Here is a 26,887-nt window from a genome sequence, read left to right on the forward strand (position 1 = left end):
CTAACTGGAGGAATAGTCTTGTCACGTACGTGGGAGCGCAAGGTGCGCCGTAATTCAACTCAGCTAAGCAAGCAGCGCAAGAAGCATGGTGGTTCACCGATAGTTGCCAGCAGTGAGAAGGTGGATCGATTCAAGGGCAGGAATTATGTCATTCCAGCTTTCATCATTCTCTTCATCGGATTATATGTCATACTCAACTTGTCAACATCAACAACTCAATCTACTGAACAAGATACGATGTTCTGGGTGACGATAGGTCTCTATGTCATGTTGGCTGTGATCTTCTTCTTCAGACGTCCATATCTTGCCGTAGGCAAGGATTATGTGCAGACGAGACGGCTGACAGGGGATAAGAGACTGCCCGCTGCTTCCATTAAGGGGTTCACCCTGCAGCAAGGTTATGTATCTATCGAGCAGGAGAAGGGCGGCAATTGGGTGTTCTCCCGGTTCATCAACCGCTATCCGACAGACGAGATGGCAGTCAAGCTGAGAGAATTCGCCAAGCAGCACAGCATTACCGTACAAGAGAAATAATATCAGAACTAGGAGTGTGCAATTCGACATGGCTAAGCAGGCGGTACTATTCGATCTAGATGATACGTTGCTGTGGGATGACCGCAGTGTGAAGGAAGCATTCGAAGCAACCTGCAAGGCGGGTTCTGATGCGGCAGGGGTAGACCCGGGAGAGCTAGAGGAAGCGGTGCGTCGCGAGGCAAGAGCGCTCTATGAGTCCTATGAGACCTATGCCTTCACGAAGATGATTGGCATTAATCCATTCGAAGGGCTGTGGGCCCCATTCCGCGAAGGTCACCAAGAGGAGTTCCGCAAGCTGGAGGAGCTGGCGCCGGTATACCGGAAGGAAGCGTGGACACGCGGTCTTCGAGCACTTGGTGTGGAGGACGAAGCGCTGGGGGCTAAGCTCGCTGAGCAGTTCCCGGCTGAACGCCGAGCGCGTCCGATCGTCTATGAAGAGACCTTCCGCGTACTGGACCAGCTTAAGGGCTCCTACAAGCTGCTGCTCTTAACGAACGGTTCACCGGATCTGCAGCAGGAGAAGCTAAGCGGCGTTCCGGAGCTCGCTCCTTACTTCGATCATATTATAATCTCCGGAGACTTCGGGCAGGGGAAGCCGGCAGCGGCAATCTTCCATCATGCCCTGGAACGTCTCGGCATTCAACCGGAGCATGGCATTATGGTCGGGGATAAGCTGACGACTGACATTCTCGGTGCGAATACAATCGGGATGACATCTGTCTGGATTAACCGCCACCATGCCGTTCGCAATGATGATATTATTCCTACTCATGAGATTACCCACTTGGAAGAGCTTCTTCCTCTTCTCAAGTAACAACAATAAGGGACTGTCTCCTAAGGTCATCGACCTTGTGAGACAGTCCCTTAATCATCTTAGGGCCAGACTCCAGCCTACTTAGCCGCTTTGAACTCCGGATCTGCATAGGAATGAGCAATCCAGCCGTCCTTCTCGATGAAGAGGCGCACAGCCACAATCTGGCGGTTCTCCATCAAGGTGAAGAAGTGAGGCTTGTTCTCGGGAACCGAGATGACATCGCCGGCTTCCAATTCTACATTGAAGTACCCGACGTCTTCCGTCCCTTTGATGATGAAGATCCCTCTGCCGGCCGTTATCGCACGAACCTCATCCTCGGTATGGGTGTGAACGTCTTCGAATCGCTTCAGAATCGCGTCCAGATCAGGTGTAGCATCTGACAGTGCTACGATATCCCAAGTCTGATAGCCGCGGCGTGACGCCAGATCGCGAATCTCTTCGTCGAATGTGCCAAGAATCTCAGTCTTATCTTCATCCGATAGAACGAACTTTTCCTGAAGGTGTTCTGGCAGCTTGGCTGCTTCCCAATGCTCATACAGCACTTCCTGCTTCTCTAGGAATGCAAGAACCTCAGCATCTCCTTGAATCCGTTCCCCTGTATTGCGAATAACGATTTCAGCCATTGTCAATCCCTCTTTTCCAATAGAAATTCATGATATTCGTTATTATATCGGATAATTTCATAGCTGTCGATTGGATTTACCTTTTCACCGTGCTGCTATTCTGATAAACTATTCCTTAATGATTTCGGGGAGAAGGGTGTAGAAAAATGTCGAAGTTAACCATACAAGAAATGCTGCAAAAGCGCATCCTAATCCTTGACGGAGCGATGGGTACGATGATCCAACAGGAGGACTTAAGCGCGGCCGACTTCGGCGGTGATGAGCTCGAGGGCTGCAACGAGATGCTGGTCCTCACGAGACCGGATGTCATTCAGGGCATCCATGAGAAGTATCTCGCTGCAGGCGCTGATATTCTAGAGACGAATACGTTCGGTGCGACGAGTGTCGTGCTGGCCGATTATGATATTCCTGAGAAGGCACGTGAGATTAACCTTGCGGCGGCGAAGCTGGCTAGAGAGGCAGCGGATAAGTACTCAACACCAGATCATCCAAGATATGTAGCGGGAGCGCTAGGACCAACGACGAAGACATTGTCTGTGACTGGCGGAGTCACCTTCGATGAACTGGTAGACAGCTACTATGAGCAGGCTCTCGCTCTAATGGAAGGCGATGTTGATGCATTGCTGCTGGAGACGTCGCAGGATACGCTTAACGTGAAGGCGGGGAGCATCGGCATTCAGAAGGCATTCGAGACATTAGGCAGAGAGCTGCCGCTCATGATCTCAGGAACGATCGAGCCAATGGGTACAACACTCGCTGGACAGTCCATCGATTCCTTCTACATCTCGCTGGAGCATCTGAAGCCGATCTCCATCGGTCTGAACTGCGCGACGGGCCCTGAATTCATGCGGGACCACATTCGTTCGCTGAGCGGTATTGCGAAGTCCGCCGTCAGCTGTTACCCGAATGCTGGACTGCCTGATGAGAACGGCAAGTATCATGAGTCGCCGGAGTCGCTCGCCAAGAAGGTAGCCGCATTCGCCGAGCAGGGCTGGCTTAACATTGCAGGCGGCTGCTGCGGAACGACGCCGGATCATATCCGCGCGATGGCAGAGACACTCTCGAATTATGCGCCAAGATCGCAATATGGGGATCACCCGCCAGCTGTATCCGGCATCGAGACGGTCTACATTGAACCTGAGAACCGTCCAATCATGATTGGTGAGCGGACGAACATCTCGGGATCGCGGAAGTTCAAGCGTCTCATTAAGGAAGGCAAGTTCGACGAAGCGTCCGAGATTGCCCGTGCTCAGGTGAAGGGCGGAGCCCATGTCATTGATATTAACCTGCAGGACACGGATATCGATGAAGCTTATGCGGTTCATGAATTCCTGCCTCAGGTTGTGAAGAAGATTAAGGTCCCGCTCATGCTGGACTCTACGTATAACCACATCATTGAGCTTGGACTGAAGTATTCCCAAGGCAAGGCGATTATTAACTCCATTAACCTTGAAGACGGCGAATCGAAGTTCGAACAGATCGTCCCGCTTATTCACCGCTACGGCGCGGCTGTCGTTATGATTCTTATTGACGAGCGCGGGCAAGCCGTATCCCGCGAGGCGAAGATGGAAGTCGCTGACCGCTCGTATGATCTTCTTGTGAACAAGTATGGGATGAATCCGGAGGATATTATTTTCGACCCGAATATGTTCCCGGTTGGCTCTGGTGATCCGCAGTATATCGGCTCCGCGGTGGAGACGATTGAAGGGATCAAGATGATTAAGGACAAGTATCCGAAATCGAAGACGATTCTCGGACTGTCGAATATCTCGTTCGGACTCCCGGATGCGGGGCGCGAGGTACTCAATTCCGTCTATCTGTATCACTGTACGAAGGCGGGGCTTGATTACGCGATCGTCAATACGGAGAAGCTGGAGAGGTACGCGTCGATTCCTGAGGAAGAGAGACGTCTGGCTGAAGAGCTAATCTTCAACACGACTGACGAGACTCTGGCTGCCTTCGTCGCGGCCTTCCGTGACAAGAAGGTAGAGAAGAAGGAGAAGATCTCGAATCTCACGCTCGAGGAGCGTCTTGGCTCCTATGTGGTGGAAGGGACGAAGGAAGGGCTCTATCCGGATCTGGATGAGGCGCTGCAGAAGTACTCTCCGCTGGAAGTCATTAACGGCCCGCTCATGCGCGGGATGGAAGAGGTCGGCCGCCTGTTCAACGGGAATGAGCTGATTGTAGCTGAAGTGCTGCAGAGTGCGGAGGTGATGAAGGCATCCGTCGCTTATCTCGAGCCGCATATGGAGAAGGACGAGACGAGTGTGAAGGGCAAGATTATACTGGCGACGGTCAAGGGCGATGTGCATGATATTGGCAAAAACCTCGTCGAGATTATACTCTCCAACAACGGTTATAAAATCATTAACCTCGGCATCAAGGTACCGCCTGAGCAGTTAATTGAAGCTTACCGCAACGAGAAGGCCGACGCGATTGGACTATCCGGCTTGCTGGTGAAGTCCGCTCAGCAGATGGTCATTACCGCGCAGGACTTGAAGACAGCAGGCATCGATGCTCCGATTCTGGTTGGCGGCGCGGCGCTGACGCGGAAGTTCACGAAGACACGAATCGGTCCGGAATATGACGGTCTCGTCTTGTATGCGAAGGATGCGATGGACGGACTGGACATTGCGAATAAGCTGATGGACAAGGAGTATAGAGCGAAGATCGAGGAGGAGCATGCAGCGTTCAAGGCTTCCGGAGAAGTGTATGAGGAAGAGAAGCCTCAGCTTCCTAAGCTGACGCGTGCGGTCCGCTCCAATATCTCGCCAGACGCACCCGTGTTCATCCCGCCGGATCTGGACCGTCACGTGCTTCGTGATGTGCCGATCTCACATGTTACTCCTTATGTGAACATGCAGATGCTGCTCGGTCACCATCTTGGCCTGAAGGGCAATGTGGAGCAGCTGCTTGCCGAAGGCAATTCGAAGGCGGTTCAGCTGAAGGAGACGGTGGACGGCATTCTGAAGGAGGCCGCTTCACAGGGCATTATTCGTGCTCATGGCATGTACCGGTTCTTCCCGGCGCAATCGTCCGGCAATGATATCATTGTGTATGATCCACAGGACCAGACACGTGAGCTGAAGCGATTCTCCTTCCCGCGTCAGGCGGTTGAACCGTATCTCTGTCTGGCAGACTTCCTGAAGACGGTCGACAGCGGCATCATGGACTACGTTGGCTTCCTCGTCGTTACCGCAGGTCAAGGGGTGAGGGAGCTGTCCGGAGAGTGGAAGGACAAGGGAGATTATCTGCGCTCCCACGCACTGCAATCCGTTGCACTAGAAGTGGCGGAAGGATTGGCGGAACAGGTTCACCATATGATGCGCGACAGCTGGGGCTTCCCGGATCCGCACGACATGACGATGAAAAAAAGACACGGAGCCAGATACCAAGGCATTCGCGTATCCTTCGGCTATCCGGCTTGTCCGAACCTGGAGGATCAAGGTCCGCTGTTCGAGCTGATGCATCCTGAAGATATCGGCATCGAGCTGACAGAAGGATTCATGATGGAGCCGGAAGCTTCCGTATCGGCTATGGTATTCGCTCATCCCGAAGCCCAGTACTTCAATGTAGACAAGGCTTAAGCAACACGCAAAAGCGTATCATTCGTATAGATTCTCAGGCCTCCTAGGAAGACCGCGCTCAGCGGCCGTCCTCGGGGGCTTCATTCGTATGAAGGCAAGGAAAGGCGGCATGAGAAGTGGAGATCTGGTTCATGGGGACGAATGCGGGGCGGCCGACCAAGGACAGGAATGTAACCTCGATTGCGCTGCGGCTATTAGAGCCGTGTGAGCATATCTGGCTGTTCGACGCTGGAGAAGGAACGCAGCAGCAGCTGCTGCGGACACCGCTGAAGCTGAACAAAATATCGAAAATCTTCATCACTCATCTGCATGGTGATCACATCTATGGACTGCCTGGGCTGTTGACCAGCCGTTCCTATCATGAAGGGGCGGGTCCGCTCATGCTGTTCGGTCCTCCGGGTATCAAGCAGCTATTGGATACGATCTTCGAGCTCAGCGGAGCCTATCTGAACTATGAGTTAATGGTTCAGGAGATTACGGATGAAGGGCTGCTCTATGAGGATGTGCACTTCCGAGTAGAGGTGGGCTCGCTTGACCACCGAGTTCCATGCTTCGGCTATCGCGTCGTAGAGAAGGAGCAGAGCGGGATGCTGAATATAGAGAAGCTGATGCAGCTGGGCGTACCGAAGGGACCTCTCTACGGGCAATTGAAGCGCGGGGAGAATGTGTGGCTGGAAGACGGGACCGAAGTATTGGTTGCTGAAGTGACGGCGCCCCCGCTTCCTGGGCGAATCATCACGATACTTGGCGACACGAAGCCTTGCGACAATGCGGTCAAGCTCGCGGAGAACGCCGACCTGCTCGTTCACGAAGCGACCTTCCGCGCTGGCATGGAGGAGAAGGCGCATGCCTATGGTCATTCAACCACGATTGAAGCAGCTGAGACGGCGAGGAGAGCTGGGGCAAATCGGCTGCTGCTCACCCATTACAGCTCCCGGTTCCGTATGGAGGAGCTGTATCAGCTGCAAGAGGAAGCCGCAGCTTACCATCCGAATACGACAGCCGCTTATGATCTGTTCTCGACGACGGTTCCGAAGCGCAAGCGGTCCAGCCCTCATTAGAGTAGAGCATGTCTTGTATTCCTTACAATATCGTCATCATTCGTGAATAATCCCTTAATGATTGCCTGCTAAGATGGCACCGTACAGTGTCAGTCATAGCGGAAGGGGATGGCGGAGGATGGATACAGGGAGTCACTTGTTAATGGGTGCAACACTCGGAGGTCTTGCAATGGTCGATCCTGTCGTCGCTGCACATCATGAGGCTGCGTATGCGGTCATGGCAGCGACATTAATAGGAAGTCATGCTCCTGACTTCGATACGCTGGCCAGATTGAAGGGTCCTGCCGCATATGTGCGCTACCATCGGGGAATTACTCACTCCCTCCCTGCTCCTATGCTATGGGCACTGGGGCTCGGATTCCCTATTGCGATGCTCACCGGGGCGGCTGATTATGTATGGACCGTCGTGCTATGGGCCTTCATCGCGGTCTGCTTGCATATTGTCCTTGATCTATGCAATGGCTACGGAGTACAGTGCTTGCGGCCGATAACGCGCAAGTGGGTCCACCTGGATGCCTTATGTCTATTCGATCCGTATCTATTCGGGCTTCATGCTGCAGGCGCCTGCCTGTGGCTTCTTCGTGTGCTTCCGCCGGCCCCTCTGTTCCTCACCGTATATACCCTGACTATCTTATATATCTCATGGAGGCTTGCTGCACGCCGACTCATCAGGCGCAGGCTGAGGCTGCGATTCGGTCTTAACGGCAGGCTAACGATGGTTCCTAGCCTCAGCGGGAGGTCTTGGCAATTCAGCGCGGAGCTCGATGATCGATCGGTGCTCGGAATGATAAGCGGTCGGCACATCTCGATTGATCATACCGTTATGAAGCAAGCAGAGCAGCTACCGCCCGCTGTCGCAGCGACGATGGGAGCTGACGGCGTGAGAGCCTTCCTGCAATTCGCTGAGCGCGTCCATTATCAGGTGCAGGAGAGGCTGGACGGCTATGAAGTAACCTGGAGCGACGTAAGATTCTGGACGAAGGATGGAATGCCGTTCGGTGTAGCGGTTCAGCTGGATCGCAATCTGCAGGTGCTGCATCACCAGCTGCGATGGAACAAGAAGACGTGGGAGCCACCCCACGTCTAAGTCTTACTTCACTCTCTGCCTATAGAGATAAGCGGATATAGCAGGTGACAGGCCGACAAGGATAACGACGGTCAGGAAGACTGGGAATTGGGATCCGCTCGGCATGAACGCAGTTAGTACGAGGATAAGACCTCCAATGACGAAGGCATACGAAGTCCATCGGTTCGTACTGCGCCAAGCAGGCTCATCCATCGGTTCGGAGTGTGGCTTGAATCCTGGTCCATAGGACAGCTTAGGACCAAGCCGAGGCATATAATTGCCGATTGCGACGAACAACAGGCCGATGATAGGTCCCAGCACCGTTGATAGGTTCCATTCAAATCCGTAGCCGTATCCAATAATGAATACCTGTAGAGCGAACAAGCCGAGCAGAAGCACCATGAGTATGGAGCTAAGAGCGGATTCCTTGATCCGCTTCTTCGTGTTAGCCCGTTCCAGCTTCGGTAATAGCCAGAATAGGATAGTCATGAAGATCATGAGGGCAGGCACGATAAAAAGGGCGATAGCCTTCGGTCCGTAGCGGTCCGGATCGCCTCCAGGTCCCCAGTGAGTAGGCATAGTGGCGGGCATATCGGGGTAAGCAACAGCGGTTCCTACAGCTGCGAGCAGTATGAGCAGCCAAGCGAGGTAGTATCTACTCATTCTTAACGATCACTCCTGTCCTTGGATTGCTGGAGCGACAGCATCCACTTCATCAGCTCGTGGAAGACGGTCGTGTTCAGCGAATAAGAGATGTGCTGCCCTTGACGCTCATCCCATACGAGATCGGCCTGCTTCAGCAGGTTCAAGTGATGGGAGATGCTCGGCTTCGTCATCTGGAATTGGTCAGCAATCTCGCCTGCGGTCATGTCGCGGTCCTTCAGCAGGTCGAGAATCTGACGCCTAGTCGGGTCTGACAGCGCCTTGAAGGCATGGTTGATAGACAATAGGCTCCTCCTCTGTTCAATAATTAGATAATTATCTAAATATTAAATGTATCCGCAGTATAGCTTGAGCCAGCGCAAGAGTCAATAGGCTGAATCTGGATAAAAATTAAAATTGCCGTACGAACATGCATTCTGTACAATAAAAGATAGACTGCGCGTCTGTAAAATAGACGCCCTCAAGGACAGGGAGTGAACGGTCATGAATCGCTGGACGGGCAAAGCCTCAGGTCTCCAGGAATGGCTGGATATGCTGCGAGAAGATAGAGAAGTGATGGACAACGTTACATACTGGCGTACGGTTGATGCGAAGGATGCCTCTTCGGTCCCTCTCCCGGAGGAGCTTCATCCGAAGCTGAAGAAGGCGCTTCAAGACCGCGGCGTCGATCAATTATATACTCATCAAGAGGAAGCCTTCCGAGCGGTCAGAGCGGGACATCATGTCGTCACCGTCACGCCAACTGCTTCGGGTAAGACATTATGCTATAACCTTCCCGTGCTGCAGAGCCTGCTCGAGAATGATGAAGGCAGGGCGCTCTACCTATTCCCAACGAAGGCGCTCGCCCAGGATCAAGTGGCGGAGCTGCAGAAGCTTGCCGATCTGATGGAGACAGACCTCAAGACCCATACGTATGACGGTGATACTCCGCCGACTGTTCGCCAGGTCGTCCGCAATGCGGGACATATCGTGGTGACGAACCCGGATATGCTGCACTCTGCGATACTGCCGCATCATACGAAGTGGGTGAAGCTGTTCGAGAATGTGAGATACATTATTATTGATGAGCTTCATGCCTATCGCGGCGTATTCGGGAGCCATGTGGCGAATGTCATTCGGCGGCTGAAGCGAATATGCCGGTTCTACGGGTCTAACCCGCAGTTCATCTGCGCTTCTGCGACGATTGACAATCCGAAGGAGCACGCAGAGCGGCTAATCGGGGAGTCGGTTACGCTAGTGGACAACAACGGAGCCCCTATGGGTGAGAAGCACTTCGTGTTCTACAATCCGCCAGTCGTCAATCGACAGCTCGGCATCCGCAGGAGCAGCGTCCTTGAGACGAAGAAGCTCGCAGGATTGCTGCTGAAGCAAGGCGTCCAGACGATCGTCTTCGCGAGGAGCCGTGTTCGAGTGGAGCTGCTCCTTACCTATCTGCAGGAATTAATTAAGGATAAGGTGAATGACCGCACGATTCGCGGGTATCGCGGCGGCTATCTGCCGAAGCTGCGGCGTGAGATTGAGAGGGGACTGCGAAGCGGCGAGATACGAGGGGTTGTGTCGACCAATGCGCTCGAGCTTGGCATTGATATCGGACAGCTGCAAGCCTGCGTGCTGAACGGCTATCCGGGAACCATCGCTTCCACGTGGCAGCAATCCGGGCGGGCCGGCCGACGCCATGAGAGCTCGGTCACCTTCATGGTGGCGAGCAGCAATCCGCTGGATCAATACATGATTCAGAATCCTGACTTCTTCTTCAATCGTCCGCCGGAGAGAGCGCTTATCCATCCTGATAATCTGCTTATCCTGATTGACCATGTGAAGTGTGCAGCCTATGAGCTTCCCTTCTCAGCGGGGGATACCTTCGGATCCGAGTCGCTGGAAGACATGATGGAATTTCTAGTCGAGGAGAAGGTGCTGCACCGGGCGGGGGATCGCTGGTTCTGGATGGAGCAGTCCTTCCCGGCTCACAATATCTCCCTGCGCACAGCGGCGCAGGAGAACTTCGTTATCGTCGATATGACTAGCGGACATCGGGTTCTCGGTGAGGTGGACCGCTTCAGCGCCCCGACGCTCATTCACGAGGAAGCGATCTACATCCATGAGGGAGTGCAGTATCAAGTGGAGAAGCTGGATTATCCCGAGAAGAAGGCTTACGTGCGCGAGGTGAACGTCGATTACTATACCGATGCGAATCTAGCCGTTGAGCTGAAGGTGCTGCATGTGGACAAGGAGCGGCAGGCCGGAGATCTAGATCTGCAGTACGGCGAGCTGACGGTCAATGCGAAGCCTACGATTTTCAAGAAGATCAGGTTGCGCACACATGAGAATATCGGCTCCGGACCGATCCATCTCCCGGAAGAAGAGCTGCATACGAGCGGCTATTGGTTCGCCTTCAGCGAAGAAGCGGCCGCCCGCAAGAGCAAGAATGAGATGCAATACGCGCTGCTGGGCATTGCCAATGTCCTCGTGCATATCGCACCGCTCTATCTCATGTGCGACCCGTTCGATATTCGTGTCGTCCCGCAGGTGAAGGCGGTGCACACACAGCGGCCGACAATCTACTTCTACGACCGTTACCCTGGCGGCATCGGCCTCAGCGAGCGGCTGTACGAGGTGCATGACAAGCTGATTAGCCAAGCGCAATCGCTCATTGAATCTTGTACCTGTCTAAGCGGCTGTCCCGCCTGCGTCGGTCCGATTGAAGAGGTTGGACTGTTAGGCAAGCAGCAAGCGCTCCAGCTGCTGCAGGAAGCAGGTGGTGTGAAGTGAGCTTGCGGGATCGAATGAATCGGCTTCGCGGCACGCAGCCTGCGGAGCAGGAGCTGGTGAATCCGAAGGATGACGATGCCAAGTTGAACCAGCCTCCAGATGAGGGTGAGGATGAGGTTGAAGACGAGGAGCTCTCTCCTGCTTGGGCGCCGATGGGGGTCGTTCAACGCTCGAATGCGCATGGAAGCTATCTTGTACGCGAAGTGAGGTACCCGTTAGATTATGTTCACGGCCATCATCGGTTGTCCGAGCTTGCGATTGCGGCGCCATACTTGTCGTCCTTCCATCAAGGCGAGCAGATGACGGAGGAGAGGCTGCTGTTCCTCGATCTGGAGACGACGGGACTAGGCGTCGGAGCCGGCAATGTTCCGTTCATGGTAGGAATCGGGTATTGTGAATCGACAGAATTCATCGTCGAACAGACCCTCATTCGCCATCCTGCCGAGGAGAGGGCAATGCTCTTCGATCTGCAGGAGAAGCTGAAGGACTTCCGCTATCTCGTCACCTACAATGGAAGGACGTTCGATTGGCCGGTCATGCAGAATCGCTTCATCCTGAGCGGCTTCGGGCGTGACATCTGGGAGCCGATGCATATTGACTTCCTGCATCCGGCACGGAGTATCTGGCGCAATACCCTTGCCTCCTGCCGGCTGTCGCATGTTGAGGAGGAGAGGCTGGGCATCTATCGCAAGGATGATGTGCCGGGCTCAATGGCTCCGCAGCTCTACTTCCAGTATCTCGCCGAGGGCAATCCCGAGCCGCTTCACGGCGTGTTCCTCCATAATGGGACGGATATGCTGTCGCTTGCTTGCCTAGCCATACGCTTCGGACATCTGCTGTCAGGCAGGCTGGGTCAGTATATTCCGCTGCCAACTGAGCCTGAGGAGCTAGTTCGAACGGGGCTATGGCTGGAGAGAGTCGGAGCCGCCTCTATTGCTGAGCCATTCTATGAGGCTGCAGCTCAGTCTACGGCCGCTTCCGCAGCGACGTTGATGACCTTGGCATCCAGGGACAAGAAGGTTGGCAATTGGCAGCGGGCTGTGTTATTGTGGCAGAAGGCTGTCCTGCAGAGGGAGAAGTACACGTCCTCGTCTGCGAATGAGGCTCATATTGAGCTGGCCATGTACAACGAACATAAGCTGAAGGATTACGAGACAGCTTACTTATATGCGAGAGAAGCTCTGGAGAGAGCCTTAAGTCATCCGCTGCTGTCGCGACGCGACAAGAAGCGACAGGCTGAGATTGACGCGCTTCGGAATCGGACGCAGAGGCTGGAGCGGAAGCTCGGGAGGCACACCAGTTGAATACAAGGAATGCACGGCATAGAATGAACACACTGAGTACACCTCAAGGCTTGCTCATTGATCTAGACGGAACCTTATATCATGGCTCTAAGCGAATAGAGGGGGCAGATACTCTCCTCCACATGCTGCAGGAGCAGGGCATTGCCTATCGATTCGTTACGAATAATTCCTCTGCATCATCACGAGCAGTGGCCGAGCGTCTTGAAGCGATGGGCATTCCTGCGAGAGCAGAGGAAGTGTGCACATCAGCGGCTGCGGCTGCGACGTACATAGCAAGCGTGAAGCCTGACGCAACGGTATTCATCATTGGGGAGTCTGGTCTTACAGAAGCGGTGGAAGAAGCGGGATTAACTCTGACTGAGGCTGGCGAGCCGGACTATGTCCTTCAAGGCATTGACCGGCAGCTCACCTATACGAAGGTTGCACATGCAGTAAGCTGTATTCGCGCGGGCGCAAGATACATCATGACGAACCCCGACTTGCTGCTTCCAGGTGAGAACGGACTCATACCGGGGGCTGGATCCATCGGAGCGATGCTTCGTGCCGCGAGCGGGACCGAGCCCATCGTGATTGGCAAGCCTTCCTCCATATTAATGGACTATGCCTTGAATGACATTGGCTTATCAGCTAATCAGACGTGGGTCATCGGGGATAACCTCGCCACTGATATAGCAGCAGGGCACGCTGCCGGCTGCGGCACCGTGCTCGTCTTGACAGGACTTACTACCCCCGATAACTATAGTCATTATGCGAAGCTGGCGGACTGCGAGCCGGATGTCGTCATTCCTACACTAGATGAGCTTAGGCAGTATATAATGAATGGGATCGGGCTATAAGAGAAGGATAGCGAACAGGCAGAGAGGAAGTTGAACTAGGCATGCCGGAACTACCAGAGATGGAGCATTATCGGGCGCAGCTTGCCCCTAGAATCGCCGGTGCTCAGATTACCGGGACGGAAGTAACACGAGAGAAGTCAATTAACCTATCCGTGCAGGAGTTCCAAGACGGGCTCCATGGACGGACGATCTGGCATGTGGAGCGCCGCGGGAAGCATCTGGTTATGCACCTTGACAATGGCAAGAGACTCGTGCTCCATCTCATGCTGGGTGGATCCATCTTCTTCGGCAGCGAGGAGGAGAAGCCGGATCGTACGGCTCAGGTGACCATACGTCTCACGACAGGCAATCTATACTTCATAGGGCTGAGACTCGGCTACTTGCATCTGCTGTCCGTCAAGGAAGTGGAAGCGAAGTTCAGAGAGCTCGGACCAGATCCCTTCGATAAGCGTCTTAGTCTGCAAGCATTCATAGCCAGATTCTCCGGCAAGCGCGGCGTATTGAAGCCGGCACTCGTCGACCAGCATGTGCTCTCTGGCATCGGCAACTGTTACTCTGACGAGATTGCATTCGCCGCCTCCATTAGACCGGATGCCCGCATTCGCGAATTGGAGCCATCCACCTGGGAACGTCTCTATCAGGCTATGCACAGCGTGCTGCGAGAGGCGACTGCCCGCGGCGGCTATATGGAAGAGCCGCTTACTGCGGGGGATGAAGTGACCGGCGGTTATAACGACCACTGCCAGATCTACGATCGCGGCGGAGAGCCGTGCGTCCGCTGCGGAACTGTGATTGAGCAATTCGAGGTGTCCTCTCGCAAGGCTTTCGTATGCCCTGCCTGTCAGAAGAGTCAGTAGGTGACACGCTCCATGCGATATGGATACCATCTCAGCATTCGCGGAGGCTATCATGCAGCGGCCAGAGCGGCTTCGGCGGCGGGGCTGTCTGCTTATCAATATTTTCCGAAGAATCCTCGAAGTCTTACGCCTAAGGCTATTGATTACGCGGATGGTGAGCGCTGCGCTTCGTTCTGCCGTGAGCATGGGATAGTATCCATCGCGCATTCCCCTTATCCGACGAATCTGGCGGCAGGGGATGAAGAGCAGGTGAAGAAGACGACGATCTCCCTGCTTAATGATCTGGCTATTGCGGATTCTTGCGGCTCAGTGGGGGTTGTGGTGCACTTCGGAATCTACAAGGGCAGGAATGTGCTAGACGGGTACCGGAATATTATCTATAGTCTGAATCTCATAACCTCTCATTGGTCTGGTAAGGCGAAGCTGCTCATTGAGAACCAAGCGGGGGACCATGCCTTCATGGGGACGACGATGGAGGAGCTTGCTCAGATTCGCGGATTATGCAAGGAGCCAGACAAGATTGCCTATTGCTTGGATACTTGTCATCTGTTCGCCAGCGGCACGTGGAACGGGGAGCGGGAGGCGCAGTGGGCGGATAAGGCTCGTCAGCTGGGAGTGATGTCTTCCATCGCTGCGGTGCATCTGAATGATTCGCTCCATCCTGCCGGGATGAAGCGGGACCGGCATGCGGCACTCGGGCAAGGCCATATTCCGGTGGACGGAATGAAGTGGCTGGTCGGACTGCCAGAGCTTGCTGAAGCGGCGATTATACTGGAAACGCCTCCAGATGAGGATGGCACCTACAACGCGCAATTGAATCTTATTCGTGAATGGGGAGATTAGATTGATTCACCTCTATCTGGATGATTACCGAGCGTGTCCGCAAGGCTTCGTGCTTGCAGGGAGTGCTAAGGAATGTTGTCTTCTCCTCGATGAAGAGGAGATCGGCGTGCTGTCCCTCGATTATGATCTGGGCTGGGGGGAACCAACGGGAATCGAGGTCGTCAAGCATATCGTGGCGATCGGCCGATACCCGCAGGAGATCTATCTGCATACGTCCAGCACGGCTGGCCGCATGGAGATGTACCATCAGCTGTCGGCCCATGCGCCGATGGAGGTTAAGCTTGTGAACGGCCCGATGCCTGCTCTTAGGCTGGAGCAGATTGCTACAGAGGCTAAGTCAGGCTGAGGGATATAGAGAAAGAGGTGCGACTTAAGTGAGTGAGTGGATTGGAACGGCCAACAGCCCCTATTCGCCGTATGCGATGGAGGAATTGCGCCGTGTCATACAAGGGGTTACATATACCCAACTAGCGGCTGGAGAAGTGTTCAAGTTCGACAGTCCGTTGGATCGAGAGGCTACTCTTCGTGCGATTGGAGAGGAAGAGCCGATCTTCCTGAGGCATGTGCAGCCCGTGGATCGCACGATTAGCATTACAGGCAATGCCGATGATCTGGAGAGTCTATCGGATACGATACGTCGAGCGAAGCTTACCTTCGAAGGACGGATGACAGCTGTTCACGTCAGACGTGCTTCAGGGACAAGTTACCCCTACTCGGCAGCCGATACGAAGGCTGTCATCGATGCGGTGTTGCTGGAGGTTGACGCAGAGCCTGTCGTGCAGCAACCTGATATCATCATTGCGATCTATGCGGCTAAGGATCAGCTGTACATCGGCTTCGGCAAGCCGGATGAGATGCTGTCCGATTGGCCGGGAGGCGCAGTTCGCTTCCAGCGGGAAGAAGGGCAGATCTCACGTGCCAAGTTCAAGCTGCTCGAGGCTGAGCGGACCTTCGGGCTGAATTATGCGAACTTCCGCCAAGCGCTGGACATCGGGGCTGCTCCTGGAGGCTGGACCTCGCTGCTGCTAGAGAGAGGACTTCGTGTCACGGCTGTTGATCCGGCTGAACTGCATCCCTCTCTTGCTGCTTATACGACGCTTACAGCACTCAGGAAGAATGCGTCTGAAGTGTCCTTCAAGCCTGGCACCTTCGACCTGCTCGTCTGTGATATGAGCTGGAGTCCGATGCAGATGTGCAGGCTCATCACCGATCTTAAGGACGCCCTTGCTCCGGGCGCGACCGCGATTATTACCGTGAAGCTGATGCATCGCAAGCCGCTTCAGACGATTCGCGAGGTGAAGGAGCGGCTAAGCACGGTGTTCCATCTGCGTAAGGCGAAGCAGCTGTTCCACAATCGCGAGGAGATCACGCTCCATCTGCAGAAGAAGTAGGAAGAGATTGTACGTCTGCTAGTGCTATGATAGAGTAGCTATATATAGGACATGGGAAGGCATCCCGATTTGACTTAAGCGAAGGCGACTTCGATTAGGTGAGGTCGGGATTTTTGTCTTTCCCGGGAGGAGGAAGATCGTCATGCAGGCATGGGATGAGGGAAGGCTCGTAGGAGGCCGTTATCGCATTATTGGAACACTTGGTCGTGGAGGAATGGGTGTCGTGTATGCAGCTGAGGATACGAGGCTGCAAGGGAAGCTGAGGGCGATGAAGGTGACGGCCTTGGCGGAGGATGCTGCCGAAGAGATGGCCGCTCAGCAGCCGGTTGAGGCTTGGATGCTGATGCGGCTGAGCCATCCGAACTTGCCATTGATTGTGGATTATTATCCAAGGGAGGAGTCGGGATGTGAGATTGTCGTGATGGACTTCATCCATGGGGAGACGGCTGCTGCACGGATGGAGCGGATGAATAATCAGATGGGCTTCCATGAAGTCATCACAATTGCCCTGCAGCTCTGTTCAGCGCTCGCATACTTGCATGGGCAGACTCCACGAATTATCCATAGGGACCTGAAGCCATCGAATGTGATGCTGGAGGAGAACGGCAATGTGAGACTGATCGATCTCGGTATTGCGCGTGAGTTCAAGTCGGGGCAGCGAACAGATACGATGCGGCTTGGCACGCCAGGCTTCGCGGCTCCAGAGCAAGAGAGCGGTGAGCAGAGTGATGAGCGTACTGACATCTATGGTCTGGGCGCGCTGCTCTATTATATGCTGAGCGGAGGCAAGCGGTATCCTTCGCCTCTCCTGCAACGAACATCGAGCGATCCGATGCGGCTCCTGCAGCAGCGTGATGATGTGCCGAGGACCTTCGTCGATACCTTAAGCCGAATGCTGCAAGCAAGGCCGGAGAGAAGACATGGCTCGATAGCTGAGGTTGAGCAAGCTCTGCTATCGTACTCCTTAGGTAAGCACTCACCTGCAGCCTCGTCTGCTCATGGCCATCCGCGGACTTCTGCTCAAGCTTCGCCTTCCATGCTAATTAACGTACTTGCATTGTCACCAGGTGCCGGCGCGACCTTCCTCACCCTCACTCTCGCCCACTTGCTCGGTCTTCGCGGCTATCCGTGCTCGGCTGCAGAATATCCCTCTCCCAGCTCGGAGTGGGTGCCGCTGCTTCAGCCTGCCCCATCCGCTTCGCGAGTGTCTGCCGATGGGCTGTACAGGAGCTGGCATCGCCACGGGGTATGGTGGAACGGTCTGCAGCCGCGTACGAACGGGACTACCCAGGATGAGCAGGAGAAGCTGAAGCTGATGCTTGGGCAGCAGCCTAGCCTGTTCACCCTGATGGATCTGTCCAGCCAGTGGGAGACAGCGGGAGCATCCGCTTGGATCAGGAGATCCAGCTATCTGATTATCGTTGCAGACCCCCATCCTGCGAAGTGGCAGGCTCATCGGCTTATTGCCTTGCAGAAGCTCAGCGGCGAAGCAGAGCAGTTAGGCGCGCGTATCCTATGGGTCGTGAACAAGGACGCTTCGTTCCGGCATCGCAGGGAATGGCTGGAGATGCTCCCGATGCGCCCGGCTGCTGCCATCCCTCAGCTCCCACAGGAGGAATGGCTGAATCTGGTATGGGATGGGAAGTGGGCGACCGATCATCCGAGACTGAGGAAGGTGCTGGAGAGGGCGATGACGCCGCTTACGGACGTGCTTTTACGAGAAATGCACACAAGATCGGAACGCATATGATACAATAGTACGGGTGAAAAAAAGGCCACTCATCACTTCCGGTGCTTCTGCCAGAATCACTGTTGACCTCGCAGCGAAGCATGGAGTCGACCAAATATATGAGCAAGTAAGAATGGAGCAATGAACAAAGTGAGCTTGTTAACGGTAGAACAGTTGTCGCACACGTTCGGAGATCGGACGTTATTCAAGGATGTATCGTTCCGCCTGCTGGCGGGAGAGCATGTCGGCCTCGTCGGCGCGAATGGAACGGGTAAGTCAACGCTGATGAATATATTGACGGGCAAGCTATTGAAGGACGAAGGCAAGGTGGAGTGGACGCCGCGCGTGCGGTACGGCTATCTGGATCAGCACACGAAGCTGACGCCTGGACTGACGATTCGGGATGTGCTGAAGCAAGCATTCCTCCCGATGCTGGAGCTCGAGCAGGAGCTGAATGAGATTGCAGCCCAGATGGCAGAGGCAGATTCGGATCAGCTCGAGCAGCTGCTGGAGCGGATGGGGGAGATTCAAGAGGAGCTGGAGATTGGAGACTTCTACCTCATCGATGTGAAGGTGGAGGATCTGGCTCAGGGACTGGGGCTGAATGCCATTGGTCTGGACCGGGATGTAGCCGCGTTAAGCGGGGGTCAGCGGACGAAGGTTCTGCTTGCGAAGCTGCTGCTGGAGAAGCCGACGGTCCTACTGCTGGATGAGCCTACGAACTATCTAGACGAAGAGCATATTACTTGGCTAACGAACTATCTGCGTAATTATCCGTATGCTCTCATCCTGATCTCGCATGATACGGCGTTCATGAATGCAGTTGTCAGCATCGTCTACCATCTGGAATTCTCGAAGCTGACGAGATATACGGCCAACTATGAGAGATTCCTCGATATGGCGGAGATGAACAAGACTCAGCATATTGAGGCTTATGAGAAGCAGCAGGAGTACATTAAGAAGCAAGAGGACTTCATCCAGCGGAACAAGGCAAGAGCATCAACCTCGACCCGCGCCAAGAGCCGTGAGAAGCAGCTCGACCGGCTAGATCGGATTCACAAGCCGGAGGAAGCCCAGAAGCCTACCTTCGCCTTCAAGGAGTCGCGGACGAGCGGCAAGACGGTCTTCGAAGCAGAAGGATTGTCGATTGGATATACGAAGCCGCTGCTCCCTAGCATGGATATGGTGCTCGAACGCGGCGACAAGGTAGCGATTGTAGGCTGCAACGGCGTCGGCAAGTCAACGCTGCTGAAGACGATACTCGGGGTTATTCCGGCGCTGGACGGGAAGACCTACCGGGGGGATTATCTTCACCCTGCATACTTCGAGCAGGAAGTGAAGGCACCTACGAATACACCGCTTGACGAAGTGTGGAATGAATTCTCCTCTATGAATCAGCATGAGGTGCGTGCTGCACTTGCTCGTTGCGGGCTCAAGAACGAGCATATTACCCGTGCGATGAACCAGCTGAGCGGCGGCGAGCAGGCGAAGGTTCGCTTGTGCAAGCTGATGCTCCGCGAGAGCAATTGGCTGCTGTTCGATGAGCCGACGAACCACTTGGACGTCGCCTCCAAGGATGAGCTGAAGCGTGCGATGCAAGCGTTCAAGGGCACGATCGTGCTCGTCTCGCATGAACCGGAATTTTACGAGGATTGGGTCACGAAGGTATGGGATGTGGAAGCTTGGTCGATGCAGCAGGCTCGCGTGTAGGCGTGCTTGATTGCAGGATCGATGAATGACACCACCTTCAATGATTCGGGTTGGTGTTGCGGGGCGAAATAGAGGGAAAGCTCCCGTTCGGATTCAAGTTGAGTGAGGGAGAGGATTGAATTCATGGAGCCGCAAGCTGGAGCTCAGCAGGAGCAGTCGCAATCTGGGGGGCAAGCGATCACTGTTCATGCGAACAGTATCCATCCGAGTAATGAGCTCCTTGAACAAGGGAGAAGCGCAGTAGTCGAGGTATTCTGGACGGCGCTGAAGCTCGGGCTAACCTCCTTCGGGGGCCCCTCCGCTCATATCGGTTACTTCCGTAATGAGTATGTAGAGCGGAAGCGCTGGCTGTCGGAAGGAACCTTCGCGGAGCTAACCGCTCTCTGCCAGTTCCTGCCTGGACCTGCAAGCAGTCAGCTGGGAATGGCGATTGGGATGCGAAGGGCTGGATCGGCGGGAGCTGCAGCTGCTTGGCTAGGATTCACGCTGCCGTCAGCGCTCCTCATGTTCCTGTTCGCTTACGCGGCAGGAAGCTCCTCAATCGCGGGTGCAGGTTGGCTGCAGGGATTGAAGCTGGCAGCTGTTGCCATCGTGGCGTCAGCCGTATGGAGCATGTCGACGACGCTCGCTCCCGACCGTAAGCGGGCTACGCTCGCTATTAGTGCAGCATGTGCAGCACTCCTCTTGCCGGGCGTATGGGGACAGCTAATTCCACTCGTCGTCTGCGCTGCAATAGGACTAGCCTGGCTTCAGGCGCCGGAGGCGGCTGTTACCTCTGCCCCTGCCATTCCCGCACAACGCCGTCGTTACGGAGCGTGGTTAGCACTAACCATATTCGTCATACTCATGGGACTGCTTCCGCTAGCTGCCCGTACGATGGATTCGCCGCTCATCTCCCTCGCTGACAACACGTATCGCGCGGGGGCGCTCGTATTCGGCGGCGGGCATGTCGTTCTGCCTATGCTAGAGCAAGAGGTTGTCGGCGCAGCGGGCGGCCTTACAACCGAGCAGTTCATGGCCGGCTACGGCGCCGTTCAAGCGGTTCCCGGTCCACTGTTCACCTTCGCTGCCTATATCGGCGCGGCGATGACCGAAGGCCCGCAGCGCATGCTGTACGCTGCCGTTGCAATTGCCTTCATCTTCCTGCCCTCATACCTGCTCCTAGCCGGGGCACTGCCTTATTGGAGCTCTCTGCAGAGGAGCAAGCGGGCACGAACTGCGCTGATGGGCGTGAATGCAGGGGTAGTGGGACTTCTGCTCGCGGCCCTGTATAACCCGGTGTGGATCGATACGGTGAAGCAGCCGCTTCACTTCGTCATGGTGTTGCTGGCCTTCTTAATGTTACATCTATGGAGACGACAGCCTTGGCAGGTTGTCCTGTTCGCAGCAACGGCCGGCCTACTCTTCCTGTAGCCCGGCCTGCTTGCTTTATACAGGATCCTTCCATTATGATATCAGCAAGTATTATGCTACATTCAACTACTACCCCTAAGGGATTCTGGAAGCAGGTGGACATCACGATGAAAGAACGCATATTAGTCATAGAAGATGAAGCAGGGATTGCAAGAATATTGCAGCTCGAGCTGGAGCATGAAGGATATACGGTAGGAACAGCGGCCGATGGACGCAAGGGCTATGAGATGGCAACAAGCGAAGAGTGGAGCCTAATTCTGCTGGATGTGATGCTGCCAGAGCTGAATGGGATAGAAGTATTACGCAGACTTAGACAAGCGGGCAACCCTGTTCCGGTCATGCTGCTTACAGCCAGGGACACCGTTCCTGACAAGGTAAGCGGGTTCGAGCACGGTGCCAATGATTATATTACGAAGCCGTTCGCAATGGAGGAGCTGCTTGCGAGGGTGCGCAACATCCTCCGTATCTTCCAGCAGAACCCGAAGGAGGCGGAAGGGTCAGACCAGCTGACAGTTGGCGATCTGAACATCGAGCTGCGCACCCGCAAGGTGTTCCGCAAGGAGATTATTATCGATCTGACCCCTAGAGAATTCGAGCTGCTCGTCTACTTGGCAGAGCACAAGAATGAGGAGAAGTCGCGCGAGGATATTCTCTCTGAGGTGTGGGGCTATGACTTCATCGGCGAGACCAATCTCGTAGATGTGTATATCCGTTACCTTCGGCAGAAGCTCGACAAGGGCTATCGCCACAAGCTCATCCACACCGTACGCGGAGTCGGCTATATGATTAAGGAGCCTGACGCATGACGCTGCGAAAGCGGTTCACGCTTTTCACCATATTCTGGTTCATCTTCATCCTCATTCTGTTCAATATCTTCGTCTACTTCTATGTGATTAAGATAACGACGCAGAGCGAGGAGCAGGTAATCGCCAACAAGGTGAATCTCATGCTGGACAACCCGCAGATTCAGACGACGACGAGACTGACCGATCCGGAGCTGCTGAATGAATACTACAATGTAGATGAGGTCATTCGAATCATCCTGCCGGATGGCAAGGTGGCCAACATTAGCGGGTCGGATTCAGCTCTGCTGGAGCTGCCCGCCGTGTTCTATGATCAGCATCAGACGGGCATGCAGACGAAGGGCGGAGAGCGAATTCTATACATGAGGGTTCCGCTCTACAAGGATGGCAAGGTCGTGGCTATGCTTGAAGTGAACCGTATCTTGAATGAACTGGACAACTATCTGCAGATTCTTGTCGCAGCGCTGAGCGTCACGAGCGGAGGTGCGATTCTGTTCGCCATCTTCGGTACGTATTGGTTCACTTCGAGGCTCACTGCGCCGATCGGCCAGATGGTGAATACGATGAGGGAGATCGATCGCAGCGGGAAGCTGCGGCAGATTGACTTGCATGGACATGAGGAATCGGCAGAGCTGCAGCAGCTAGTGAGGGCGTTCAATCAGATGATTGAGCGGCTCGACCGTACGTTCGCCAGGCAGAAGCAGTTCGTCGCAGATGCCTCCCACGAGCTCAAGACTCCTCTTACCGTAATCAGCTCCTACGCTGGTCTGCTGAAGCGCTGGGGACGGGATGATGAGAACATCCGCAATGAAGCGATTGATGCGATTGATATGGAAGCCGCGCGGCTGCAGAATCTGACGAAGTCGATGCTGACCCTCGCCGAGGCGGAGCAAGAGGACTGGCTGCGGCAGGAGATGTTCGATGTCGTCCAACTGGTGGATGAGCTGGCAGGCATGCTTCAGACGACCTTCCAACGCTCGATTCGAGTGAAGCCGATATCACGCGTCGTCCGAATGGTCGGAGACAAGGACAAGATCCGGCAGCTGCTCGTCATCCTGCTCGACAATGCGATCAAGTACAGCAAGGATCCGATCGATGTCACCATCGCACTGAACAAGAATATTGTGAAAATCGACGTAAGAGACAAAGGAATCGGCATCCCTGAAAATGAGATTCCTCACTTGTTCGAGCGCTTCTATCGTGTGGACGGGGCGCGAAGCCGCTCCACTGGAGGCGTTGGCCTCGGCCTGTCTATCGCGAAGCGTATAGTTGATCTTCACGAAGGTCAGATTAGTGTGTTCAGCCTGCCGGATCTCGGCACAACGATAACGATTCAGTTCAAGCAGAGAAGATAAGGGATGTTGTAACGATGCCCGTGGAGAGGGGAGACCATGCTCGATGAAATACCGTGTTGCAGCCGTACAGTATCATCTGGAGGACATTAGCTCCTTCGAGCAATTTGCAAGTCAAGTGACCCACTACGTTCGTAACGCATCTGAATATGGAGTGCAGTTCGTGCTCTTCCCTGAGTTCCTAACGACTCAGCTGCTCTCCATTGGGGACGAAGCAGGGAAGCCGCTGCCGATTGACCAGCTTCCTGTGTTCACTGAAGCTTACTTGGCGCTGTTCAGACAGCTTGCGTCTGAATACAATATGCATATTGTTGGCGGCACGCATGTGGTGGATGTCGGCGGCGGGAAGCGGCAGAATACGGCGCATCTTTTTCACCCGGATGGCCGTGTGGATACACAAGCGAAGATTCATCTGACGCCAACCGAGGTGGAAGAGTGGGACATGGCGCCTGGCGACGGCTTGGCTGTGTTCGAGACTCCATATGGGACGATTGCGATGCTGACATGCTATGACATAGAGTTCCCGGAGATCGTTCGGATGGCAAGGGCGAAGGGGGCGGACGTCATCTTCTGCCCTTCGTGTACGGATGACCGGCATGGCTTCTATCGCGTTCGCTATTGCTGTCATGCACGGACGGTGGAGAATCAGGTGTATATCGTCACTACGGGGACGGTCGGTTCGCTGCGCCGGGTAGACTTCATGCGCGCTAATTATGGCCAAGCAGCCGTTATTACACCGAATGATATTCCATTCCCGCCTGCCGGCATTATGAGTGAAGGGGATGTCAATCAGGATATGCTCATTGTCGCTGACCTGGATCTCAGCCTGCTGGATGATGTACGGAAGGCAGGGTCAGTGACGACTTGGCGAGATCGCAGGACGGATCTGTATACCGACTGGTCTTAGGTCTTGAAGTCGTGAAGGGGCGTGGGTTCAGACATGCGTAAGGAGCTGTATGTGTACCATGAGGGGAAGCCGGTTCAAGCGGTCATTCGGACCTATACGGAGCGAGACTTCGACGGACTGATTGAGGTTCAGAGGGTAAGCTTCCCGCCGCCGTTCCCTGAGGAGCTGTGGTGGTCCAAGGAGCAGTTGACCGAGCATGTGGTGCGGTTCCCGGAAGGGGCGCTGTGTGCAGAGGTCAACGGGGTGCTCATTGGCTCCATGACGGGGCTGATCGTATCCGATGAGGCGGTGGAGGAGGCGCACAGCTGGTCTGCCATTACTGATGACGGTTATATTCGTAACCACGATTCGACCGGCCACACCCTCTATGTGGTTGATATCTGTGTCGTGCCCGAGTTCCGCAAGACGGGGATAGGCAAGTGGCTCATGCAGACCATGTATGAGACGGTTGTTCAGCTTAAGCTGAATCGGCTGCTTGGCGGGGGCAGGATGCCTGGCTATCATCTTCATGCCGGGGAAGCGACTCCTGAGGAGTATCTCGAGCGGGTGCTTAGAGGGGAATGGAATGACCCCGTTATCTCCTTCTTGCTGCGCTGCGGGCGGGTGCCGGTCGGCATATCTGAGCAGTATTTGGAAGATGAACAATCTTTGAATTATGCGGTATTAATGGAATGGCGTAATCCTTTTAATTCAAGTTCATTATGAAGGGGAGATTCGTTTCGTATGATTTATCATCGCATTACATCTATTGAGGACAAGTATTTTGCTTCGTTACATAAGCTATTGGAGACGATCTTCCCGCCTGAAGAAGTATTGGCCTATGAGCTATGGAGAGAGCCGCTGCAGGATTCATCGATTCATGTGTATGTGGCTGTGCTGGATGAGGAAGTGGTTGGATCTACGGAATACCGCTATTATTCGAATCTTAAGGTTGGCATGACTGACTTCACGATTATCGGCAAGCCGTCTCTCGGCATCGGTCGATTCTTGCTGCGCGGTCGGGAGCGAGATCTGGAGAGACTTGCACGTGAGTCTGGTACACAGTCACTCGGTATGTTCGCGGAGATCTACAATCCATACATGGTGGCTGGAGAGCATGACTTCGGTGGTGTAACGCCAATGAATCCATATGTGAGGCGCGAAGTGCTGTCTCATATCGGGTATAAGCGTCTGGATCTGAGCTATGTTCATCCTTCTTGGGATCATGAAGGGCAAGCGGTCGAGGGACTGGATCTGTGCTTCCTGCCCGCAGACGAAGAGCTTGCCAGCTTGCCTGCATCGCTTGTGCAAGAGTTCCTGCAAGGCTACTACACGGCATTGCCGAATAAGCCAGCCGAATGGCTTCAGATGATGGAAGGGCTTCAGTCACGTGACAGGATTGCCTTGCTGCCGCTATGACGACTGAATTAACCTTCTTAGGAACGGGGGACTCCATGGGGGTTCCCCGTGTCTATTGCAGCTGCGAGGTCTGTGAAGAGGCACGAGGGTCCGGTCACAACCGTCGGCTTCGATCCTCCCTGCACATCAGCGACTCTGAAGCTGGCGAGATGCTGATCGACTGCGGTCCGGACTGGGGCCGGCAGATGGAAGCCGCGGGGCTCCGAACAGTGAATCGCATCCTGCTCACCCATGCCCACTTCGATCATATCGGCGGACTAGTTGAATGGGCTGACGCCTGCAGATGGCAAGGGTCGAGGGGAGAAGCCTATGCTCCAGCTGAGGTTATTGTGGAGATACTGGACCGGTTCCCTTGGCTCGATCGGCATATTCACTTCCAGCCTATCGATGAATCTGTGCAGCTTGGGAGCTGGCTTGCCTCCTGCTGGAAGGTCAACCATGGGAAGAACGGTTACTCCTATGCCTACCGCTTCGAGAATACTGCGTCTGGCAAGGCTTGGGCCTATTGCTCTGATGCGATTGGCCTGACGCTCGAGCAGCAGAAGCCCCTTCATGGATTGGAGCTGCTCATTCTAGGCACGAGCTTCTATCACGAGCCCTATGACTATGAGACGAGGTCTGTCTATGACGTAGTGGAGGCAATGGAGCTTCTGGAAGTTCTTCAGCCTCAGCAGACGCTGTTCACGCATATGTCTCATGATATTGACCTCACTCGCAGCTATGGGGTGCCAGAGTGTGCAGGCTTCGCTAGGACGGGGATGAGGGTCCAGTTGTAGCTGACAGCCATTGCAGCTGAAGCTTGACAACCACCTCGTCCATTCGTTACAGTAATAAGATATTGTTATTCATTGTGCCGTGACGAACGGCATGAGAGGGGAAATTTTAATGTTTGCCGGTGTTCTTAACTCCTAGAATTGGATACATCAGACCAACATGCTTGTACAACCGATGCCATGCCCTTATTATGCGAATGATTGCGAATAAGGCAGGTCTATATCGTCTTGTCCACATGCCCCGTCTGATCCATGAGTTAAGAACATGTGGAAGGTTTCCCGCCTGAATAACATTCGGCAGCGGCCCTATCACCGTGCTCTTAGGAGCACGGTTTTTTTGTACCTGCATTTTTATGCCCGCTAGTACAGATAGGACTGGTTTATTTGCCGTACGTGAAGCAGGAATGGAACGCACCCGCGTTCTGTTCCTGCTTCTTTTTTTTTGCTTACCACT

Annotated in this window: 24 protein-coding genes; 21 read left to right on the plus strand and 3 right to left on the minus strand. The window is 54.5% G+C overall.

The features are described from left to right. Positions 1 to 18: 18 nt before the first annotated feature. Together ACFO9Q_RS12900 and ACFO9Q_RS12905 are read left to right on the plus strand one after the other, a co-directional pair. Positions 19 to 534, plus strand: a complete 516-nt coding sequence (locus tag ACFO9Q_RS12900) for a hypothetical protein (RefSeq protein WP_379182540.1) — start codon at positions 19 to 21, stop codon at positions 532 to 534. Positions 535 to 562: 28 nt separating this feature from the next. Next, positions 563 to 1,348 carry an HAD family hydrolase gene (locus ACFO9Q_RS12905; RefSeq protein ID WP_379182542.1) on the plus strand — a complete coding sequence of 262 codons (786 nt, stop codon included), beginning with the start codon at positions 563 to 565 and terminating at the stop codon, positions 1,346 to 1,348. A gap of 77 nt (positions 1,349 to 1,425) precedes the next feature. On the opposite strand, the gene ACFO9Q_RS12910 is transcribed toward ACFO9Q_RS12905, so the two are convergent. Beyond that, positions 1,426 to 1,971, minus strand: coding sequence for an acireductone dioxygenase (locus tag ACFO9Q_RS12910; protein ID WP_379182544.1), 546 nt, complete (start codon positions 1,969 to 1,971; stop codon positions 1,426 to 1,428). 146 nt (positions 1,972 to 2,117) lie between these two features. On the opposite strand from ACFO9Q_RS12910, the gene metH reads away from it, so the two are divergent. The 3 genes from metH (at position 2,118) to ACFO9Q_RS12925 (ending at position 7,706) form a co-directional block, all read left to right on the plus strand. After that, positions 2,118 to 5,558, plus strand: coding sequence for a methionine synthase (gene metH, locus ACFO9Q_RS12915; protein ID WP_379182546.1), 3,441 nt, complete (start codon positions 2,118 to 2,120; stop codon positions 5,556 to 5,558). A 116-nt stretch (positions 5,559 to 5,674) separates the two neighbouring features. Beyond that, on the plus strand, positions 5,675 to 6,619 hold the full coding sequence (gene rnz, locus ACFO9Q_RS12920; protein WP_379182548.1) for a ribonuclease Z: 945 nt from the start codon (positions 5,675 to 5,677) through the stop codon (positions 6,617 to 6,619). 118 nt (positions 6,620 to 6,737) lie between these two features. Further along, positions 6,738 to 7,706, plus strand: coding sequence for a metal-dependent hydrolase (locus ACFO9Q_RS12925; RefSeq protein WP_379182550.1), 969 nt, complete (start codon positions 6,738 to 6,740; stop codon positions 7,704 to 7,706). A gap of 3 nt (positions 7,707 to 7,709) precedes the next feature. On the opposite strand, the gene ACFO9Q_RS12930 is transcribed toward ACFO9Q_RS12925, so the two are convergent. Next, entirely contained in the window at positions 7,710 to 8,348 is a 639-nt protein-coding gene (locus ACFO9Q_RS12930) for a DUF1648 domain-containing protein (RefSeq protein WP_379182552.1), read from the minus strand. Between the two features lie 2 nt (positions 8,349 to 8,350). Beyond that, positions 8,351 to 8,626 (minus strand): autorepressor SdpR family transcription factor, encoded by a 276-nt coding sequence (locus tag ACFO9Q_RS12935; protein WP_379182769.1) that lies wholly within the window; start codon positions 8,624 to 8,626, stop codon positions 8,351 to 8,353. A 205-nt stretch (positions 8,627 to 8,831) separates the two neighbouring features. Between ACFO9Q_RS12935 and ACFO9Q_RS12940 the strand changes: the two genes are divergently transcribed. The 16 genes from ACFO9Q_RS12940 to ACFO9Q_RS13015 all read left to right on the plus strand — a co-directional run bounded on the left by ACFO9Q_RS12940 (position 8,832) and on the right by ACFO9Q_RS13015 (position 26,436). Next, on the plus strand, positions 8,832 to 11,117 hold the full coding sequence (locus tag ACFO9Q_RS12940; RefSeq protein WP_379182554.1) for a DEAD/DEAH box helicase: 2,286 nt from the start codon (positions 8,832 to 8,834) through the stop codon (positions 11,115 to 11,117). Continuing rightward, the gene (locus ACFO9Q_RS12945; protein WP_379182557.1) at positions 11,114 to 12,421 is read left to right on the plus strand and encodes a ribonuclease H-like domain-containing protein; all 1,308 of its coding nucleotides are present in this window, start codon (positions 11,114 to 11,116) and stop codon (positions 12,419 to 12,421) included. Before ACFO9Q_RS12940 ends, ACFO9Q_RS12945 begins: the two co-directional genes overlap by 4 nt. A 23-nt stretch (positions 12,422 to 12,444) precedes the next feature. After that, entirely contained in the window at positions 12,445 to 13,257 is an 813-nt protein-coding gene (locus ACFO9Q_RS12950) for a TIGR01457 family HAD-type hydrolase (protein ID WP_379182771.1), read from the plus strand. Between the two features lie 41 nt (positions 13,258 to 13,298). After that, entirely contained in the window at positions 13,299 to 14,114 is an 816-nt protein-coding gene (locus tag ACFO9Q_RS12955; protein ID WP_379182559.1) for an Fpg/Nei family DNA glycosylase, read from the plus strand. A 12-nt stretch (positions 14,115 to 14,126) separates the two neighbouring features. Further along, positions 14,127 to 14,957: a deoxyribonuclease IV gene (locus ACFO9Q_RS12960; protein ID WP_379182561.1), complete on the plus strand. Its 831-nt coding sequence runs from the start codon at positions 14,127 to 14,129 to the stop codon at positions 14,955 to 14,957. A 1-nt stretch (position 14,958) separates the two neighbouring features. Next, complete coding sequence (locus ACFO9Q_RS12965) at positions 14,959 to 15,303, plus strand: cyclic-phosphate processing receiver domain-containing protein (protein ID WP_379182563.1); 345 nt, start codon at positions 14,959 to 14,961, stop codon at positions 15,301 to 15,303. A gap of 28 nt (positions 15,304 to 15,331) precedes the next feature. Further along, complete coding sequence (locus ACFO9Q_RS12970; RefSeq protein WP_379182565.1) at positions 15,332 to 16,348, plus strand: SAM-dependent methyltransferase; 1,017 nt, start codon at positions 15,332 to 15,334, stop codon at positions 16,346 to 16,348. Positions 16,349 to 16,490: 142 nt separating this feature from the next. Beyond that, positions 16,491 to 18,098, plus strand: a complete 1,608-nt coding sequence (locus tag ACFO9Q_RS12975; protein WP_379182567.1) for a serine/threonine protein kinase — start codon at positions 16,491 to 16,493, stop codon at positions 18,096 to 18,098. Between the two features lie 129 nt (positions 18,099 to 18,227). Beyond that, on the plus strand, positions 18,228 to 19,787 hold the full coding sequence (locus ACFO9Q_RS12980; RefSeq protein WP_379182569.1) for an ABC-F family ATP-binding cassette domain-containing protein: 1,560 nt from the start codon (positions 18,228 to 18,230) through the stop codon (positions 19,785 to 19,787). 123 nt (positions 19,788 to 19,910) lie between these two features. Further along, positions 19,911 to 21,200 carry a chromate efflux transporter gene (gene chrA / locus ACFO9Q_RS12985; RefSeq protein ID WP_379182572.1) on the plus strand — a complete coding sequence of 430 codons (1,290 nt, stop codon included), beginning with the start codon at positions 19,911 to 19,913 and terminating at the stop codon, positions 21,198 to 21,200. Positions 21,201 to 21,307: 107 nt separating this feature from the next. Beyond that, entirely contained in the window at positions 21,308 to 22,006 is a 699-nt protein-coding gene (locus tag ACFO9Q_RS12990) for a response regulator transcription factor (protein ID WP_379182574.1), read from the plus strand. Beyond that, positions 22,003 to 23,358: a HAMP domain-containing sensor histidine kinase gene (locus tag ACFO9Q_RS12995; RefSeq protein WP_379182576.1), complete on the plus strand. Its 1,356-nt coding sequence runs from the start codon at positions 22,003 to 22,005 to the stop codon at positions 23,356 to 23,358. Before ACFO9Q_RS12990 ends, ACFO9Q_RS12995 begins: the two co-directional genes overlap by 4 nt. Before the next feature lie 43 nt (positions 23,359 to 23,401). Continuing rightward, positions 23,402 to 24,262, plus strand: coding sequence for a carbon-nitrogen hydrolase family protein (locus ACFO9Q_RS13000; protein WP_379182578.1), 861 nt, complete (start codon positions 23,402 to 23,404; stop codon positions 24,260 to 24,262). Positions 24,263 to 24,295: 33 nt separating this feature from the next. Further along, positions 24,296 to 24,967 (plus strand): GNAT family N-acetyltransferase, encoded by a 672-nt coding sequence (locus ACFO9Q_RS13005; protein ID WP_379182580.1) that lies wholly within the window; start codon positions 24,296 to 24,298, stop codon positions 24,965 to 24,967. An 18-nt stretch (positions 24,968 to 24,985) separates the two neighbouring features. Then, the gene (locus tag ACFO9Q_RS13010; protein ID WP_379182582.1) at positions 24,986 to 25,660 is read left to right on the plus strand and encodes a GNAT family N-acetyltransferase; all 675 of its coding nucleotides are present in this window, start codon (positions 24,986 to 24,988) and stop codon (positions 25,658 to 25,660) included. Next, positions 25,657 to 26,436, plus strand: coding sequence for an MBL fold metallo-hydrolase (locus tag ACFO9Q_RS13015; protein WP_379182584.1), 780 nt, complete (start codon positions 25,657 to 25,659; stop codon positions 26,434 to 26,436). The genes ACFO9Q_RS13010 and ACFO9Q_RS13015 overlap by 4 nt, the downstream gene beginning before the upstream one ends. The last annotated feature ends 451 nt before the right edge of the window (positions 26,437 to 26,887 follow it).

The organism is Paenibacillus sp. GCM10023252 (genome assembly GCF_042653305.1).
Taxonomy (GTDB): Bacteria; Bacillota; Bacilli; order Paenibacillales; family Paenibacillaceae; genus Pristimantibacillus.